The organism is Pandoraea vervacti (genome assembly GCF_000934605.2).
Lineage (GTDB): Bacteria > Pseudomonadota > Gammaproteobacteria > Burkholderiales > Burkholderiaceae > Pandoraea > Pandoraea vervacti.
This window is the reverse complement of record NZ_CP010897.2, coordinates 88,072-103,206: the sequence shown is the minus strand read 5'-3', so window position 1 is coordinate 103,206 and position 15,135 is coordinate 88,072. Positions and strand designations below refer to the sequence as shown.

Genomic DNA, 15,135 nt, shown 5'->3' with positions numbered 1-15,135 from the left:
GTCGGTCGACACCTGAGCCAGCACACGTCGACCGGATCGACCCGCCTTCACGCGCGTCGCTCGTGCCCTTCGATATGCCGCAGCGCCGGCTGAACGATTTCCTGGACGCGATAGCTCGCCGCTTTCAACTGGACGGCCTTCAGGCCCGCGAAACGCCCGGAGCGGGCGTAACACTGGAAAACGGCGACGCCGTCTATTTCCGCGCCAACGGCACGCTCGACACGTTCGATCTCTACTTCCGCATCGCTTTGCCGCCCGCGGCGCGGCATCACGCCGACCTGGTTGCCGTGATAACGGCAAATTGCTTTTCGGCAGACACGTCCGCGCGCACGCTTTTCATGCCGGCCGCGCAGGACTGCGTGTTGTTCGGCGTAACGGACATCGGTTACGACGACACTGCCGAGCATGCGGCGCGTCGACTCGACGGGTGTTTCTCCGAATATCAAACATTGATCGCGTTTTTAAGAAGTGAGGTTCATTAAGTCATGATGTTGAGCGTGCAGTCAGACATTTCGCGCGTCGGTTCCAGCGACAATCTTCTGAACATCGTGCGAAGCGTCCAGTTTTTGAACCGGGCGCGCGTGGCCAGCGAATTCGATAATCGGGCGCTGGAGCGCCAAGTGCAAATGGCGCCGGAGCAACCGATGCCTGCGCTGGAGATCGGCAGGCGACTCAGCACCCGCTCCGATTCGCTTGATTCGCTCGATTCGCTGAAGTCGTTGCCCGACTGTCAGACCTTTGAGACTTTGCGCAACGTCGACGTCGGGCGAAATCTGTTCGATTGCGCGCCGTACTATCCGAAAGCCGCCGCCCGCGTGGAATTTGAACGCAAGCTTGGACAGGCGTTGTGCGACGAGCCGACGATTCGCGATATCGCACGTCGCATTCGCGAGTTGACCGGCACGCCGATGCACTTCGGAGGGTTCGAGGTGAGCGCGCAGGCGAAGATTTTTGCGGAACGCGTGGGCATCGGCGGCGCGGACGAGTGCCTGAATTCGCGCGACACGCTCGACGCCCACGTGCTCGCGACGCTGGTCAAGGCCGAAGCGCCGGAGTACGACGATCCCGGCGCGCCCGACCCCGGGCGGCGGCGCAACATGTTCAATGCGGCGCCGCACCCGGAGAATCCCATGCATCCGTGGAATCTGCGCGAGTTCGACGTGCCGATCGCCGAGATCACATCACCCAAGCAGTTGCCGGCGCGCATCCGTGCCGTCATGCAGGCGCGCTGGGACGCCTTGCGTCACGAGCCTGGCGACAAAGACCTCTTCGCGTCCGCGCTCACCCGCGCGGACGTCGCAAGGGTGTACGACGAAGAGGGATTTGCGGCGACGAACGATGTCGTCGAGTACATGTTCAAATGCGACGTCGAGGAGCGAAAACGGCTCCTTCACAATGCGCTCGACATCACATGGAGCACAGCCGAATACACCGGTGACGAGGCCAATGGCCGCGATCTGAACCCGGTCGGCCCGGATGTCCGTCAGCACCGCACAGGGGACCGCTCGAACATGGTGCGAACGTCCGACCGTAACGATCCGCAGATCGCCAGGTTCGCGCTGGGCGCCATCGTCCACGACAAGCCCGTCATCTCGGGGCCGAGCGGTCATACGCTGCGTTATCTGAATCACTACGCGCAGTGCAAGGAAATGGCGTCCTATTCGACCGACGTTTCCGACTGGCCGACGCTTGCCGAAGCCCGCATGGTAATGATGGCGAACCTCATGCCGCCGAAGAACCATCACTCGTATCACGAGATCATGTCCGCGTCGGTGGGCGTGACGGACGGCGACGAGATGCTCGATTACCGCGACCGCGCCGCCTATGCCGATCTGAACGATACGCCGCTGGGGGCCGCGATGCTCGCCCAGTTGAAGGAAGACGCGCTGCGCACGTCCCCTGACGCAGAGAACGTCGGCTAACCGGCCAATCGGGCGACGCTCACGACTCGTCGCCCGATGTCTCGCTTTCGGTGTCCAGCGAATAATCGAGCACGACCGGCGCCCCATACGCGCGCAGCGACTGCGGCGCGTGGCGGAACCGGTCCGCGATTGCCTGAGCGCGCTGTGCGGCGAGCGCCGGTGTCTTCGCAAGCGTTGCCTGTGCAATGTGCTGCACTTCGTCGGCGAATGCCTTGCCAATGCGTCGGCTGCTGCGATGGAGCACGAAGCGGCCGTTGGCCGGATCGAACAGACCGCCGTTGGTACGGCTCTCGCCTTCGACCTCGGCACATGCCGCGCAGGGCACGAACCGACCGGCCATCGGCACGACGATCAGTGCATCGGGGGGCAGGCGCAATCTGGCCACGGCGTCGTCATGCCATTCGTCCACATGTTGCGCGATTGCCGCCTCGATGCATTGCTCCGCATGCATCGTCTCCGTGCTGCCCGGTGGCAACGATACGAGCGCAGGCGTGTTCGCCATCGGCGTATGCACGACCAGATCGCGAAACGTCGGCCGGGGGCTGGCGGCGTCTCGCAACACGCGGCGCAGCGTGTCGAGCGCGTCGTCGAGTTGCCGCAGCGCGCTGGCGTTCGGCAGCGCCCCCGGCGCGGGCAACCCGAGGCCCGCCGTCATTTCGGCGCGCGCCGCCTCGCGCATTGTGGCAAGCCCGTGACCCTCGACGTAGTGACGCCTGAGCTTTTCGATGTCGCGCACGCGACGCGACATGACCATGGCGTCCCAATTGCGCGTGTCGGTGTGCGCGGGCCGTCGTGGCGCGCCCGACAGGAGAGCGTCGTCCGTCAATGCGAGATGGAGCGCCTCGCAAATGCGTTCTGCGTGGAAATTCGACGCGATGTGCATCCGTCCGCCGAAAACGCTCACCTGAACTTCCAAAGGGTCCAAGCGCAATTTCGCTCGCATCGTCATGTTGACCGCAATGGCGACATGCCGCAGCGACTGCGTAACGCGATCGAAACCGCGGTAGCGTTTGGGCGCGGGGGGAGCCATCGGTGTGCGCGCGATGCGCGAGACTTCGGCCGGGCGCAGGAAGTAGTGGGGCGTCTCATTCACGTCTTGCGACGTTGTCGTTGGCAGCTCGGGTTGACGTGTCGCTTCCCCTGCCCGGTGAGTCGAGATGACCGCCTCCAGCAGACGTTCATCACGTCGGGAAAGTCGGCGTGCGCGACGCAAAGCGAATGTGAAATGTGCGTCGTGGGCCAGCGACGGATGACGGGTGAATTGCGACGTCGCCGGCGTGTGAGTCGATCGATGAAGCGAGATGTGCACCATTCGGTAACGTAGGCAACAGAAAAGAAGGGCAGGGCAAGCGTCGGGAGACCGGCTGGGTCGCCCTCGCAGGGTGGGGCGCCGTGTCGTCCGGCGTCATGCTCGGGACGGCTGCGCGGATTCTACGGACGCTGCTCCGAAAGGCTTCTGTATTTGGCGCGACGATTGTTGCGCGGCGTCCGCAATCAACGGGCCTACGCCGTTATTTGACGTTCACCAGAAAAGAAAAGCCGCCGACCCATGCAGGCCGGCGGCTTCGCGCCGTCGGGGGACGACGCGTCGATGCTGCTGTCATCTACTGCTTAACCACGCGATCACTACACGATCACTGTGGCGATGCGATTACGAGCGGCATTACGAACGGCATTACGAACGGCTGTCTTGCGCAAACGCGTTACGGTCGTTCAGTTGAGCACGCACGTCGGCGCGCGTGAGCGGCGCGACGGCCGGCGCCGTTTCGACATGCGACGCCGTCACCACCGGCGCGCCGGTTTCGGTCTGGATCAGTTGACCGTTAGCGCCAGCCTGGGCCAGCTCGGCGCGCACGTCGGCGCGGCTCACCTGGCTCTGCGTCGCCACAGGCAGGTTCGAGGTGTTGTCGTCATAACGGGCGTCAGCGAAAGCGGAGGCCGAGACAAACGAGGCAGCGGCAACAACGGCGGCAAGGATACGGGTGTTCATGGTGAGACTCCTGTCAATTGGATTGAGTACTTCCGGTTCAGCTAGCGTTCGGGGCATCATCAGCGTCGAGGTCGGGGGGCGCTTCGTTTTGCTGCGTTGCGGTGTCCATCGCGTTGGCATGAGTGAATCTTAGGGAAAACCCGTGGTTTTTTCGCAACTGAACGTCTACGAAATGCAACCGATCGTCCGATTCGAAAAAACTATTGAAAATCAACGATTTGGTGCCGTTGAACCGTATATGCGTCGCGAATTCGTCACGCTTTTATCCGCTTTTCGGGACGAATCGGCGCCGTACGGCGCCGAATGAAATAGGGTGTTCGCTCAGATGGGCTTTATCGCCAAGTGCGTCGGCAGTAGAGTGACAACATGATGAAGTCAGCCGACATCGTGGCTCGCAGGGTGCGCCGCACCGCGAACGATGCCGGTCTACAGGAGCATTACCATGGCTGCCCTCGGTTCCTTCCTTTTATTGGCAAGCGCTTCGCTGCTCACCGCTTCGTATCTGCGCAGCCGAGTCGCACGCGCGCGTCGCCAGCAAGAAGCACGCGTTCGTGTGACGCCGTTGAAGCGTCGCTGATCGGCGGCTTTCCGAAGGATCGTCACGCACGGCATCGTCGGTCGTCCAGCACGACGAATCGATGGCGCTGACGTTCGATTATTTCATTTTCAGCAATGCGTCCTTACACGAGAACGCGTTTTTCTCCTCGCCTCGCGCGCGTAGATTGGCGGCAATGACGGCGCCCATGGTGGACGTCTCGCCAGACAGGAGAAATGAAAATGAAACAATTTCTGATCGCTTCGGCTTTCGCTGCCGCACTGCTGAGCGCGGGCGCCATGACGAGCGCAAACGCTGCCGAGAATACGCAATCCGCGTCGCAACCGTCCGCGCAACCGCAGCCAGTGCAGCAGCAAGCACAGGGCCAAACACAGGTTCAGGCACAGCCGGGCCCCGTGGCCGCACAGCCCGGCTCGGTCGTCTCGCCCGCTTATGAAGTGCCGGGCCGCGTGAATCGCGCCGGTTCGATCTACTTCGGCCAGTAAGCCCTCCCGCACGGCGGTATAGAAAGTCGAAAAAAAGCGGCAAGCCGGGGAGCCATCCGCCGGCCTGCCGCATTCCCGTAGACACGTTCGCTACGGGATCTCACACCGCCACATCAATAAGACCGCTTCAATACGTGCGCTTCATCGCTTTCGCACACGCGGCGGACAGGCACCCCACCACCAGCACATACACGGCGATCCACCACGGCTTGTGGCCGCCGTATTCGAGCAGCGTTGCCGCCACCAACGGCGTGATCGAACTGGAGACGATGCCCGAGACCTGGTAGACGACCGAGATGCCGGTGTAACGCACCCGCGTGTCAAACAACTCGCAGAACATCGACGCCTCCGGACCGTACACGAACGCATACACCACACCGAGCGGCACGATCACGGCGAGTGAGACCCACCACACGTTGCCCGAGTACTGCATCACCGCGAGCGCCGGAATCGACGAAAGCCCGCACGCCAGCGCCCCCGCCGCGAAGACGCGCCGGCGTCCGATGCGATCCGAGAGCTTCGATGCATAGGGAATCGTCGCGACCAGTACCAGTGCAGCGAGGGTGACGGCCAGCAAAATCGGCGTCTTCGGAAAGTGCAGCGTTCCCACGAGATACGAGATCGCAAACACGGCGTAGACGTTGAACACCACACCATCGATATAACGCGCGCCCCAGCCGAGCAACACATTGCGACGATAGTCGCGCACGATCTCCGAGAGCGGCACATGCGCTACGTGTTGACTGTCCTTGATCCTCGCGAACTCGGGGGTTTCCAGCACGCGCAACCGGATGAACATGCCGACCGCCACGAGCACCAGGCTCAGCATGAATGCGAGACGCCAGCCCCACGACATGAACTGCTCGTCGGTGAGCGTCGAGGACAACAGCGCCACCACGCCGGTCGACAGACACAGCCCCACCGCCAGCCCGATCTGCGGGTACGCGGCGAACTGCCCACGCTTGTCGCGCGGCGCGTATTCGAACGCCATGAGCACAGCGCCACCCCATTCGCCGCCCAGCCCGATGCCTTGCAGCAAACGCAGAAACAGCAGGATCAGCGGCGCGGCGATGCCGATACTGTCGTACGTCGGCACCAGCCCGATCAGGAATGTCGACACGCCCATGATGGTGAGTGTGACGATCAACAAGGGTTTGCGCCCCAGCCGATCGCCGAAGTGACCGAAGAGGATGCCGCCGAGCGGACGCGTGGCGAAACCCACGGCGTAGACGGTATAGGCGAGGGCGGTGGCAACGAATGCGTCGCCGCTGGGAAAGAAAAGTTTGTTGAAGACGAGCCCGGTGATGGTCCCGTACAGAAAGAAGTCGTACCACTCGACCGTCGTGCCGATCAGGCTGGCCATCGCGACCGTGCGCACCGCTTTTTCGGCGTTAACGGCGTCACGCGCGCCAACGCCGTTGAGAACCTGTTCCATTGCGCCTCCTGTTGATGCGCCGCGCCCCGGCGGCGCGCTGCGACGCACCGGTCTGCGCCGGGCGTCTGTCTCCTGGATGTCTCGGTGCCGCACATGCCGAAGACCGGTGTGTGGCTATCGTTTTGATAATGGGTGCTGCGGGAACTGCGGGTAAGACTCGAAAACACGCATGCAACGGCAACGACAGGACTACGAAAGCGTGGGCGGGCTCACCGCATCGATCAGGCGGCAGCGCCGATGAAATTGCGTCCGCGCGGGCCGTCGAGCGCAGCGGTGATCATCTGGGCCGACTCGGGCTCGCTCACCCCATAGGCGGAGAACTCGGTCGCCACGCCCAGACCGTTGAGGAAGGCGGTAAGCGCATCGGGGGCACCGTCGATGTCGCCGTCGAAAACCTGTGCGAGCACCGCGTCGCGATCCGCCCGTCTACCGATGGCCAGACGCATGACGGCCGGCAACGTGAACGAGCACGCAATGCCGTGCGGTAGTCCGTAGCGGATCGTCATGTCGTACGAAATCGAGTGGGCCAGTGCGGTCTTCGTGTTGGAGAAGGCCATACCCGCCTGAAGGGCGGCCAGCGCCGCCTGTTCGCGCAATGGCATGTCGTCGAGCGACGCCATGAGCTTTGGCAGCACGCGCATCATCTCGCGCGCCGCCGTGACCGCAAACGTGTCGGAAATGGGATTCGCGTTGACGTTCCAGATCGCTTCGAGCGCGTGCGAGAGCGCATCGAGACCGCTCTGCAACGTGACGGCGCGTGGTAGCGAACGGGTCAGGCACGGGTCGACGATGGCGGCTTCGGGCCATGTCTGCGGAAGATGCAGCGAGTATTTCTTGCGCTTCACGTGGCGATCCCACAGCGTGGCCCACGGCGTCACTTCGCTGCCGGTGCCCGCGGTCGTGGGCACCGTGATGAGCCGTTTCGTGCGCGTGGGCCGGAACGTGCCGCCGGCATCTAGCGCATCGATGAGCGTGGCGAATTTGTCGTCGTCGCCCGCCACCATCAACAGCTTCGCGGTATCGAGCGCACTGCCGCCGCCAAGCGCCACGATCACCTCGCACTGCGCGTAGCGACGCCAGAAGTCACCGTACATCGGGGCGAGTTCCCGCACATCCGGATTCGGGCTGACCTGATCGATCACGCCGGCAAGCCGCTGACCGAGCAGCGCTTCGATCTGCCCGGACATGCCGAGCGCGCGTGCCTCGGGCATGGTGACGAGCACCGCGCGGCGGCTGCCGACGAGTGCGGGCAAATTGGCGAGCGCTCCCGCACCGAAGTGAACGTCGACCGGGTTATGAAAACGTGAACGTGCAGTCATGGTGAGGATTCGCGCCGCCGCGCCCGAAGACGTTGCGATCATTTGACGAAGATTGAGCTGGATTATGGTGAGTGGCGTCCTATACTTCCAATTCACATTTTTTCGCCAATCTATTGGCAAAACCTATACCTCGTCACGGGAGCGTCACCGATGCGAATCACCCAGTTGCGCTCGTTTCATGCCGTTGCGCGTCACGGCAGCGTGACGCGCGCCGCGCAGGCGTTGCATGTAAGTCAGCCCACCATGACCACGCAGATCCGCGCGCTGGAAGAGACTTACGGCGTTGAGCTGTTCTATCGTCACGGTCGCGGCCTGACGCTCACCCCTACCGGCAAGGCACTTTATGCCGTCAGCCTGCGCATCTTCGCCGACGAGGCCGAAGCGCTCGGCTTGCTCAAGGAGCATGGGGGGCTGCGTACGGGGGAATTACGTCTTGGGGCGGTCGGGCCGCATCACGCGATGGAAATCGTCGCGGCGTTTCAGCCGCGTTATCCCGGCATCCGGATCTCGATGCGCCCGGGCAATTCGGAAGAGATGATCGAAGGGCTGTTGGCCTACCGCACCGACGTGGCGGTGCTGGCGCGATATCAAGACGACGTGCGTCTGCACGCAGTGCCGTATCGCACGCATCCGGTCGTATTGCTGGCGCCGCGCACGCATCGCTTTGCGCGACGCAAGGGCGTCAGGCTCGCCGACCTGGCCGACGAGCCGATGCTCATGCGCGAGCCGGGTTCGACGACGCGTCACGCGCTCGAAGCGGCCATGCAGGAGGCAGGCGTCGCGCCGAGGGTGGCGATGGAGATCGGCAGCCGTGAAGCGATTCGCGAAGCGGTGATTCTCGGCCTTGGCGTCGCAGCCGTATCTGCGCGCGAACACACCCCCGACGCGCGGTTGGCGACGGTGCCCATCAGCGATGCGAAGGTGGAGACGACGACCGTCGTGGTGTGTCTGGCCGAGCGTCGCGAATCGCGCGCCATCGCTGCGTTCATGGACGTCGTGGCGAAATTGGTATGAAGCAGAAATGAAGCGGATTGAAGCGATGCAGAGGTAATGCGCGCTAAGCGAGCCGCGCAATGCGGCAAAGCCGCGAGGGGAGCACGCCCCCCACGGACACCATCGCCGTCGAGTTCGACGTTGCCTTACAGGTACTGGCTGGCCGCGAGCACGACGGCCGACGCTACGAGGCAATAAATGCCGAACAGGTACCACCGCCCATGTTCGAGCCAGCGCGAGAGCCAGCGCAAGGCGACGAGACCGGCCAGAAAGCTGAACGCCATACCAACGAGGCTCGGTGTGAGCACCGACATGAAGTGGCCCGACAGCGTTTGTGCGCCCCCCGACTTGTACAGACGGTAAGCCTCCTTCACGATCACCGGCGGGGTGAGCACGACGGCCAGCGCGAAGCTGAATTCCTCGACACGCACCTTGTCGAGCCCGCGCAGCATGCCCGTCGAGATGGTCGATCCCGAACGCGAGAAACCACGGAAGGGCAGGCAAACGCCCTGCACCGCGCCGATCCACGCCGAGTCGGTCCCTCGCATCGGGCGATCGCCCATCGGGGGGCGTCGGGTGCCCGAAATCAGAATCAGAATTCCCGCCATCGCGAGGCCGGCCGAGATGATGTACAGATTGCCGAACAGATGCTCGATTTCCGCATGCGCCGAGCCGCGCATCAGCACTTTCTCGATGAAGAACATCAGCGCAAGACCGATCACGCCGGTGAAGGCGGTCGCGATGATCACCTGCTTGGCGTTGTGAACGAAGTCGTGCTTCGACGAGAAATAACGCTCGCGCCACGACTTCCAGAAATAAACGATGACGGCAAGCATCGTGCCGGTGTGCAGCATGACGAGCAACAGCGTCATGGCGGGTGTGGAAGGGTCGAGCCCCATCAGCTTCTCGGCCATGATGACGTGAGCCGAGCTCGACACCGGAAGCAGCTCTGCCACGCCTTGTACGATGGCGAGCACGAGCACTTGCAAATAGTCCATGCGCAATCCTTGAGAAATGGGCAAGGACAGTACGCCGTCATTGTGACCGTTTGGTGACGCTCACATGACGACGCCCCGGCTGCCTGCCCCCAACCGGTTGCCGCGCATGATACTCCGCCAGACTTGGCGGAAAATGAGGCCGCGCATGGACACGGCGGCGCGTGGCTCAACGCCGCTGTGTCACGCGCCGCCTTGCGTTACGCCAGTTGAAACGCTGCGTTGCGGATCGGTATGCGAGCAGGTTCAGGCCGTCTTGCGCAGCGCCTGATCGAGGTCCGCGAGCAGGTCGTCGATGTGCTCGATGCCGATGGACAGCCGGACCGTTTCCTCGCTCACGCCGGCCTTGCGCAATTCGTCCGGCGAGAGCTGGCGGTGCGTGGTCGATGCGGGATGCGTCGCAAGCGACTTGGCGTCGCCGATGTTGACCAGACGGGTGAAGAGTTGCAGCGCGTCCTGAAATGCAGCGCCCGCTGCGCGTCCGCCCTTCACGCCGAAGGTGAGAATGCCGGGACCGCGTCCCGAGAGATACTTGTCCACGAGCGCGTGATCGGGATGCTCCGGCAACCCGGCGTAGTTCACCCACTCGACCTTCGGATGCGTTTTCAGGAACTGCGCGACCTTCAGCGCATTTTCCGTGATGCGCTCAAGGCGCAGGGCGAGCGTCTCGATGCCCTGAAGAATCTGAAACGCGTTAAACGGCGAAATGGCCGCCCCAGTGTTGCGCAACGGCACGACCCGTGTGCGCCCGATGTATGCCGCCGGACCGAAAGCTTCCGTATAGACCACGCCGTGGTAGCTCACGTCCGGCTCGTTCAGTCGCTTGAAGCGTGCCTTGTGCTCGGCCCAGGGGAACTTGCCCGAGTCGACGATGGCGCCGCCGATGCTCGTGCCATGCCCGCCGAGATACTTGGTGAGCGAGTGCACCACGATGTCCGCACCGTGCTCGAACGGACGCAGCAAATACGGCGACGGCACGGTGTTGTCGATGATGAGCGGAATGCCATGTCGATGCGCAATCTTCGCGAGCTTCTCGATATCGGTGATATTGCCCAGCGGGTTGCCGACCGACTCGGCAAAGATGGCCTTGGTCTTGTCGTCGATCAGCGGCTCGAAGGACTCCGGCTCGCGGGGATCCGCAAAGCGTGTCGTGATGCCCGAGAGCGGCAGCGTGTGCGCCAGCAGGTTGTACGTGCCGCCGTAAAGCGTGCTGGCCGCCACGATGTTGTCGCCGGCCTCGGCGATCGTCTGGATGGCGTAAGTCACGGCCGCTTGCCCGGATGCGAGCGCGAGCGCCGCGACACCGCCTTCGAGCGCCGCAACGCGTTGCTCCAGCACGTCCTGCGTCGGATTCATGATGCGCGTGTAGATGTTGCCCGGCACCTTGAGGTCGAACAGATCCGCCCCGTGCTGTGTGTCGTCGAAGGCGTAAGCCACCGTCTGATAAATCGGAACGGCCACGGCGCGCGTGGTGGGATCGGGACGATAGCCGCCATGCACGGCGAGCGTCTCGAGGCGCCATTGCGACGTTTGCGGGGCTGCTGCCGTCGTCGGGTGGTTGTCTTCGTTTTCCTTGTTCGTGCCGCTCATATCGAATGTCTCCGGACAGGCGTTGCGTTCCGCTCTCGGAACGATCGGACGGATGGGTCAGGTATCCGAGTCCATTCTAAGGGGCGGTGTGGCCATGCCTTATCTTCGATTGGCAGATGCTTAGCAGAGGTTTCGCGACGACATGACGGATGGCCGAATGGCCGCATGGAGAGAAGGACGAGCGCGCGCCTGACCCGCAACCGTTCGTAATATGACGAAAGACACAGCGCACACACTGCGCGCTATCTTGCGGACATTGGCGACGAGACCCGGGCGGGTGGCCGCGCGCTTCGACAATTTTTGCAGGGGACATCCATGCCATTGCGCTTTGCTTCACGCACACATCGTTCACGCACGATGGCCGCGCTCACATGTTCCATCGTTCTGTCATTGGGCGCCATGACCGACACCGTTGCGCAAGAGAAGGTGCAGGTAGCGTCTCTGGATGCCGACAGTCATGGGGCGCCGGTGACGCTCGACGCTTACCTGTTTCGCGCGGTGAATGCGAACGGGCCGACGCCCGCCGTCGTCTTTCTGCATGGCTGCAACGGCATGTTTTCGCGCAAGGGCGCCATCGATGCGCGCGAACTCGACTGGGCGCGGCGCTTTAACGCGACGGGTTACACCGTGCTGATGGTCGACAGCTTCACCACACGCGGGCAGGCAAGCGAGTGCGCGAGGGGCGGACCGGTTCGTCCGTGGGTGGAGCGTGCGCGCGACGCCTACGGGGCATTGCGCTACCTGCAGTCGCTGCCGGGCATTCGGGGTGATCGCATTGCGCTGATGGGTTGGTCGCATGGCGGTGGCACCACGCTGTTCTCCATCGGGCCGAGGGGTCCGGGACATTTGCCAGGCATGCCGAACGCCACGAACGGTACGAGCACCACGAGCGCGCCGAGTACACCCAATGCACCGAATGCACCTGACTTCGCGGCAGCCGTCGCGTTCTATCCGGGCTGGTGCAACGCCAAGGCGCAGGGCGCGGACTGGTCGACGACGGTTCCGCTGCTACTTCTCACCGGCGCCGATGACGTCTGGAGCAAGGCCGCACCGTGCGAAGCCTTCGTGAACGATGTCGTCGCCAAGGGCGCGCCGATCACCTTCCACATTTATCCGGGGGCGTATCACGACTTCGATGCACCGAACATGCCCGTTCGCGCGCGTCCCGAATTCACCAATCCCAAGACCCATGTCGTGCCGATCACGGGCACCCAGCCCGAGGCGCGCGAGGACGCGATTGCACGCGTCACGGCGTTTTTGGCGAAGACGATCGGCGAGTGACTTTTTTGTTTGACCGCCGTCCGGTCGCCGGGAATATCGCCGCAAAACTCAGATGGGAAAAGGCTGTGCGGCTGACGCGGGAAAAACTGTTCACCGATCATCCACAGACTTACCCACAGAAAAGTCGGGGATCTCCACAGATAATCCACCGGTTTACCCCCAGCTTATAGCCGGGTTATGCAACGCCTATCCACCGCATACCCACAGGATATACACCGGTTATCCCCGCCTTTTCGGCCACTTTTCCCTTACCTTTCCACTGCTTATCCCGCGCTTATCCCGCACTTATCCCCCGCCAATCCACAGGCTTGCCCACAGAGGTCACGCGGCCTGTACACAGCGTTATCGACAGGGTTATCCACATACCGCGTTTTGACGGGCCGCGCGATCGAATGGATCGCCGACGCCCATCGGGCGCGCAAAACAAAATCGGCCGCTATCGAAGCGGCCGATCAAGTATCGGAGGCTGCTACCCCGGCGTTGCAGTGCGCTCTATTGGCGTAGGGTCACGGGGTTACGGCATGTCCGGCGATTCGTACGGGCTCAGTTACCGAACGGCTTACCGAGTTGGTCGCCGAGTTGGGTACCGAATTAGTTACCGAAATAAGTCGTACCGGCGCGTTGCAGACCACCGACCGAACCCATCGTGACCGGGGCGCTGGCCGTTGCCGGTAGTGCGCTCGGTGCTGCCTTCGGGTAGACGGCGTCGTGTTGGACCACAAGACCGGCTTGCTGCGCTTGCACCAGTTCTTCACGAACTTGCGCGCGGGTCAGCACGCTGGTTTGGGGCACCCACGAGAATTCCGAGGGACCGTCGAATGCGTCGCTGGCGAAAGCCGAACCGGCCGAAACAGCCAGCATTGCGGAAACCAGAGCCGAGGTGATAAGAGTGCGCTTCATGATGATGCTCCTGTCTGTTTGAAAGAGGCGATGTTCAATTCATCGTCGACAGTTGCAGTCTATTGCTCGCATCAATCGCAATAAAGTCGATAATTGTCTATTTCTAATTTCCGATTTAGAAATAATTGGAAATATTTCGGTAGACCGGCGAAAGACAAGGCATTAGCAAGAAGTGAGCACACACACTGATCAGAACGTCCGTAAACGCTAAAAATCGATCGTATATTTTCTATATATTTTTATTTCGGAGCCTTGTATCTTCGTCTTCGTGATGGTTAGCTACCGTCACATGAGGTGAAGTGAGCATGTTTGGAGCCTGAAGGCTTGGACCTTGCTGTGGAGATAATGCCCTTCGCCTCGCCCTCACCAGCACAGACACTGAACGGTAGCCAAGGGCGTGGACCCTGTATGTACAAGGCAAGTGGGTGAGTTGGTATTGATTCCTCGATTAAGGATCAAATTGATGTTCTACCTCGGTATTGATGTTGCCAAAGCCAAGCTGGATTGCTGCCTGCTGGACATGACAAACGGCAAGCGTAGTACGAAGGTTGTTGCCAATAGCCGCGCCGGCCTAACCGATCTGTTGGGCTGGTTGGGCAAGAGACACACCGAGCCGAGCCACGTACATGTCGCGCTCGAAGGTACCGGCGTCTATCACGAGATGGCCGCGTGTGGCCTGCACGATGCCGGGCTCTCCGTGTCTGTCGTTAATCCTGCGCAGGTGCGTGCTTTTGCGACCGGAATGGGCGTGCGCACGAAGAACGACATTGTAGACAGCCACGTGTTAGCGCGCTTTGCGATGCACGCACGGCCAATGCGCTGGAGTCCTCCAGCGCCCGAGGCTCGCATACTTCAAGCACTGATGGCGCGCCGTGAAGCGCTTGCACAAGATCTTCAGCGTGAGCGCAACCGGCATGAGAAAGCGGAAATCACGGCTCCAACGGCGCTAGTCCTGCATTCGATTCTCGAGACGATCGAGTTTTTGGAGCGCCATTTAGCCAGCCTGCAACGCGAGATCGATGATCACATTGCTGCCCATCCGGGCCTTAAAGCAAACTTGATGTTGCTGCAAAGTATCCCGGCAGTTGGCCCTCAGGTAGGCCGCACGCTGCTTGCCATCATGCACGCGCGCCACTTCGATTCTGCAGAACAACTTGCGGCGTATCTCGGCCTGGTGCCGGTGCAGAGGCAGTCGGGATCGTCGATCCAGGGCCCTTCACGTTTATCGAAGGCCGGGCCGCCCAAGGTACGGGCAACTCTCTACATGGCGGCCGTCGTCGCTAAACGCTATAACCCCCACATCAAGGCATTGTGTGAACGCTTGGCAGCGCGTGGCAAATCCACCATGTCTATACTCGGCGCTGCAATGCGTAAGCTTGTGCATCTGTGTTTCGGCGTTCTGAAGACACGACAGCCTTATCGGGCGAACTACGTCGCAATCGCTTGACGGGCAAGACGGTATCTCCCCAAGCGATGACGGGACGATGCGGGCTGAAACGTCTATGTGCAAAGACGTGGGCAAGTGTCACGACGCAGGGATTCACGCGCAGAAATGAACGCGGGACGCCGTCGTCGGGCGTCCCGAAGGGTGACCGGACATCCTCGGCCGGGCAGGTCGATGACGGCGCAGCTCGCGCATGCCGCGCCGGTGTCGCCGGTGTCGCCGGTG

General features: G+C 62.2%; 13 protein-coding genes. 6 read left to right on the top strand and 7 right to left on the bottom strand.

Going from position 1 to position 15,135, the window contains the following annotated elements; all coding sequences use genetic code 11:
• The first annotated feature begins 62 nt into the window (after window positions 1–62).
• Both UC34_RS00445 and UC34_RS00440 read left to right on the top strand, forming a co-directional pair.
• On the top strand, window positions 63–482 hold the full coding sequence (locus UC34_RS00445; RefSeq protein WP_157122946.1) for a hypothetical protein: 420 nt from the start codon (window positions 63–65) through the stop codon (window positions 480–482).
• 15 nt (window positions 483–497) lie between these two features.
• Entirely contained in the window at window positions 498–1,922 is a 1,425-nt protein-coding gene (locus UC34_RS00440) for a hypothetical protein (protein WP_157122944.1), read from the top strand.
• Window positions 1,923–1,941: 19 nt separating this feature from the next.
• Here the strand turns inward: UC34_RS00440 and UC34_RS25090 are convergent, their stop codons facing one another.
• Both UC34_RS25090 and UC34_RS00430 read right to left on the bottom strand, forming a co-directional pair.
• The gene (locus UC34_RS25090) at window positions 1,942–3,015 is read right to left on the bottom strand and encodes a hypothetical protein (RefSeq protein ID WP_157122943.1); all 1,074 of its coding nucleotides are present in this window, start codon (window positions 3,013–3,015) and stop codon (window positions 1,942–1,944) included.
• Window positions 3,016–3,597: 582 nt separating this feature from the next.
• Window positions 3,598–3,912 (bottom strand): DUF4148 domain-containing protein, encoded by a 315-nt coding sequence (locus UC34_RS00430; RefSeq protein ID WP_044453226.1) that lies wholly within the window; start codon window positions 3,910–3,912, stop codon window positions 3,598–3,600.
• Between the two features lie 777 nt (window positions 3,913–4,689).
• On the opposite strand from UC34_RS00430, the gene UC34_RS00425 reads away from it, so the two are divergent.
• Window positions 4,690–4,953, top strand: coding sequence for a hypothetical protein (locus UC34_RS00425; protein WP_044453225.1), 264 nt, complete (start codon window positions 4,690–4,692; stop codon window positions 4,951–4,953).
• Window positions 4,954–5,080: 127 nt separating this feature from the next.
• On the opposite strand, the gene UC34_RS00420 is transcribed toward UC34_RS00425, so the two are convergent.
• Together UC34_RS00420 and psrA are read right to left on the bottom strand one after the other, a co-directional pair.
• The gene (locus tag UC34_RS00420) at window positions 5,081–6,388 is read right to left on the bottom strand and encodes an MFS transporter (RefSeq protein ID WP_044453224.1); all 1,308 of its coding nucleotides are present in this window, start codon (window positions 6,386–6,388) and stop codon (window positions 5,081–5,083) included.
• Window positions 6,389–6,609: 221 nt separating this feature from the next.
• Window positions 6,610–7,707, bottom strand: coding sequence for an iron-containing alcohol dehydrogenase PsrA (psrA, locus tag UC34_RS00415; RefSeq protein WP_044457560.1), 1,098 nt, complete (start codon window positions 7,705–7,707; stop codon window positions 6,610–6,612).
• 150 nt (window positions 7,708–7,857) lie between these two features.
• On the opposite strand from psrA, the gene UC34_RS00410 reads away from it, so the two are divergent.
• Window positions 7,858–8,721, top strand: coding sequence for a LysR substrate-binding domain-containing protein (locus UC34_RS00410; RefSeq protein ID WP_044453223.1), 864 nt, complete (start codon window positions 7,858–7,860; stop codon window positions 8,719–8,721).
• Window positions 8,722–8,846: 125 nt separating this feature from the next.
• On the opposite strand, the gene UC34_RS00405 is transcribed toward UC34_RS00410, so the two are convergent.
• A complete protein-coding gene (locus UC34_RS00405) occupies window positions 8,847–9,698 on the bottom strand; it encodes an undecaprenyl-diphosphate phosphatase (RefSeq protein ID WP_044453222.1) in 852 nt (283 codons plus the stop codon).
• 243 nt (window positions 9,699–9,941) lie between these two features.
• Window positions 9,942–11,285: an O-acetylhomoserine aminocarboxypropyltransferase/cysteine synthase family protein gene (locus UC34_RS00400; RefSeq protein WP_044453221.1), complete on the bottom strand. Its 1,344-nt coding sequence runs from the start codon at window positions 11,283–11,285 to the stop codon at window positions 9,942–9,944.
• A 315-nt stretch (window positions 11,286–11,600) separates the two neighbouring features.
• On the opposite strand from UC34_RS00400, the gene UC34_RS00395 reads away from it, so the two are divergent.
• Window positions 11,601–12,566 (top strand): dienelactone hydrolase family protein, encoded by a 966-nt coding sequence (locus UC34_RS00395; protein ID WP_084070261.1) that lies wholly within the window; start codon window positions 11,601–11,603, stop codon window positions 12,564–12,566.
• Window positions 12,567–13,157: 591 nt separating this feature from the next.
• Here the strand turns inward: UC34_RS00395 and UC34_RS00390 are convergent.
• Window positions 13,158–13,466: a DUF4148 domain-containing protein gene (locus UC34_RS00390; protein WP_072617421.1), complete on the bottom strand. Its 309-nt coding sequence runs from the start codon at window positions 13,464–13,466 to the stop codon at window positions 13,158–13,160.
• Between the two features lie 463 nt (window positions 13,467–13,929).
• Here UC34_RS00390 and UC34_RS00385 point away from each other — a divergent pair, with 463 nt between their 5' ends.
• Window positions 13,930–14,913 (top strand): IS110 family transposase, encoded by a 984-nt coding sequence (locus tag UC34_RS00385; protein WP_039396791.1) that lies wholly within the window; start codon window positions 13,930–13,932, stop codon window positions 14,911–14,913.
• Window positions 14,914–15,135 lie beyond the last annotated feature (222 nt).

What these genes read in the sequence shown, in the direction of transcription:
- UC34_RS00430 (WP_044453226.1), bottom strand. Translation starts at nt 3,912, where the DNA reads ATGAACACCCGTATCCTTGCCGCCGTTGTTGCCGCTGCCTCGTTTGTC.
- UC34_RS00425 (WP_044453225.1), top strand. Translation starts at nt 4,690, where the DNA reads ATGAAACAATTTCTGATCGCTTCGGCTTTCGCTGCCGCACTGCTGAGC.
- UC34_RS00420 (WP_044453224.1), bottom strand. Translation starts at nt 6,388, where the DNA reads ATGGAACAGGTTCTCAACGGCGTTGGCGCGCGTGACGCCGTTAACGCC.
- psrA (WP_044457560.1), bottom strand. Translation starts at nt 7,707, where the DNA reads ATGACTGCACGTTCACGTTTTCATAACCCGGTCGACGTTCACTTCGGT.
- UC34_RS00410 (WP_044453223.1), top strand. Translation starts at nt 7,858, where the DNA reads ATGCGAATCACCCAGTTGCGCTCGTTTCATGCCGTTGCGCGTCACGGC.
- UC34_RS00405 (WP_044453222.1), bottom strand. Translation starts at nt 9,698, where the DNA reads ATGGACTATTTGCAAGTGCTCGTGCTCGCCATCGTACAAGGCGTGGCA.
- UC34_RS00400 (WP_044453221.1), bottom strand. Translation starts at nt 11,285, where the DNA reads ATGAGCGGCACGAACAAGGAAAACGAAGACAACCACCCGACGACGGCA.
- UC34_RS00395 (WP_084070261.1), top strand. Translation starts at nt 11,601, where the DNA reads ATGCCATTGCGCTTTGCTTCACGCACACATCGTTCACGCACGATGGCC.
- UC34_RS00390 (WP_072617421.1), bottom strand. Translation starts at nt 13,466, where the DNA reads ATGAAGCGCACTCTTATCACCTCGGCTCTGGTTTCCGCAATGCTGGCT.
- UC34_RS00385 (WP_039396791.1), top strand. Translation starts at nt 13,930, where the DNA reads ATGTTCTACCTCGGTATTGATGTTGCCAAAGCCAAGCTGGATTGCTGC.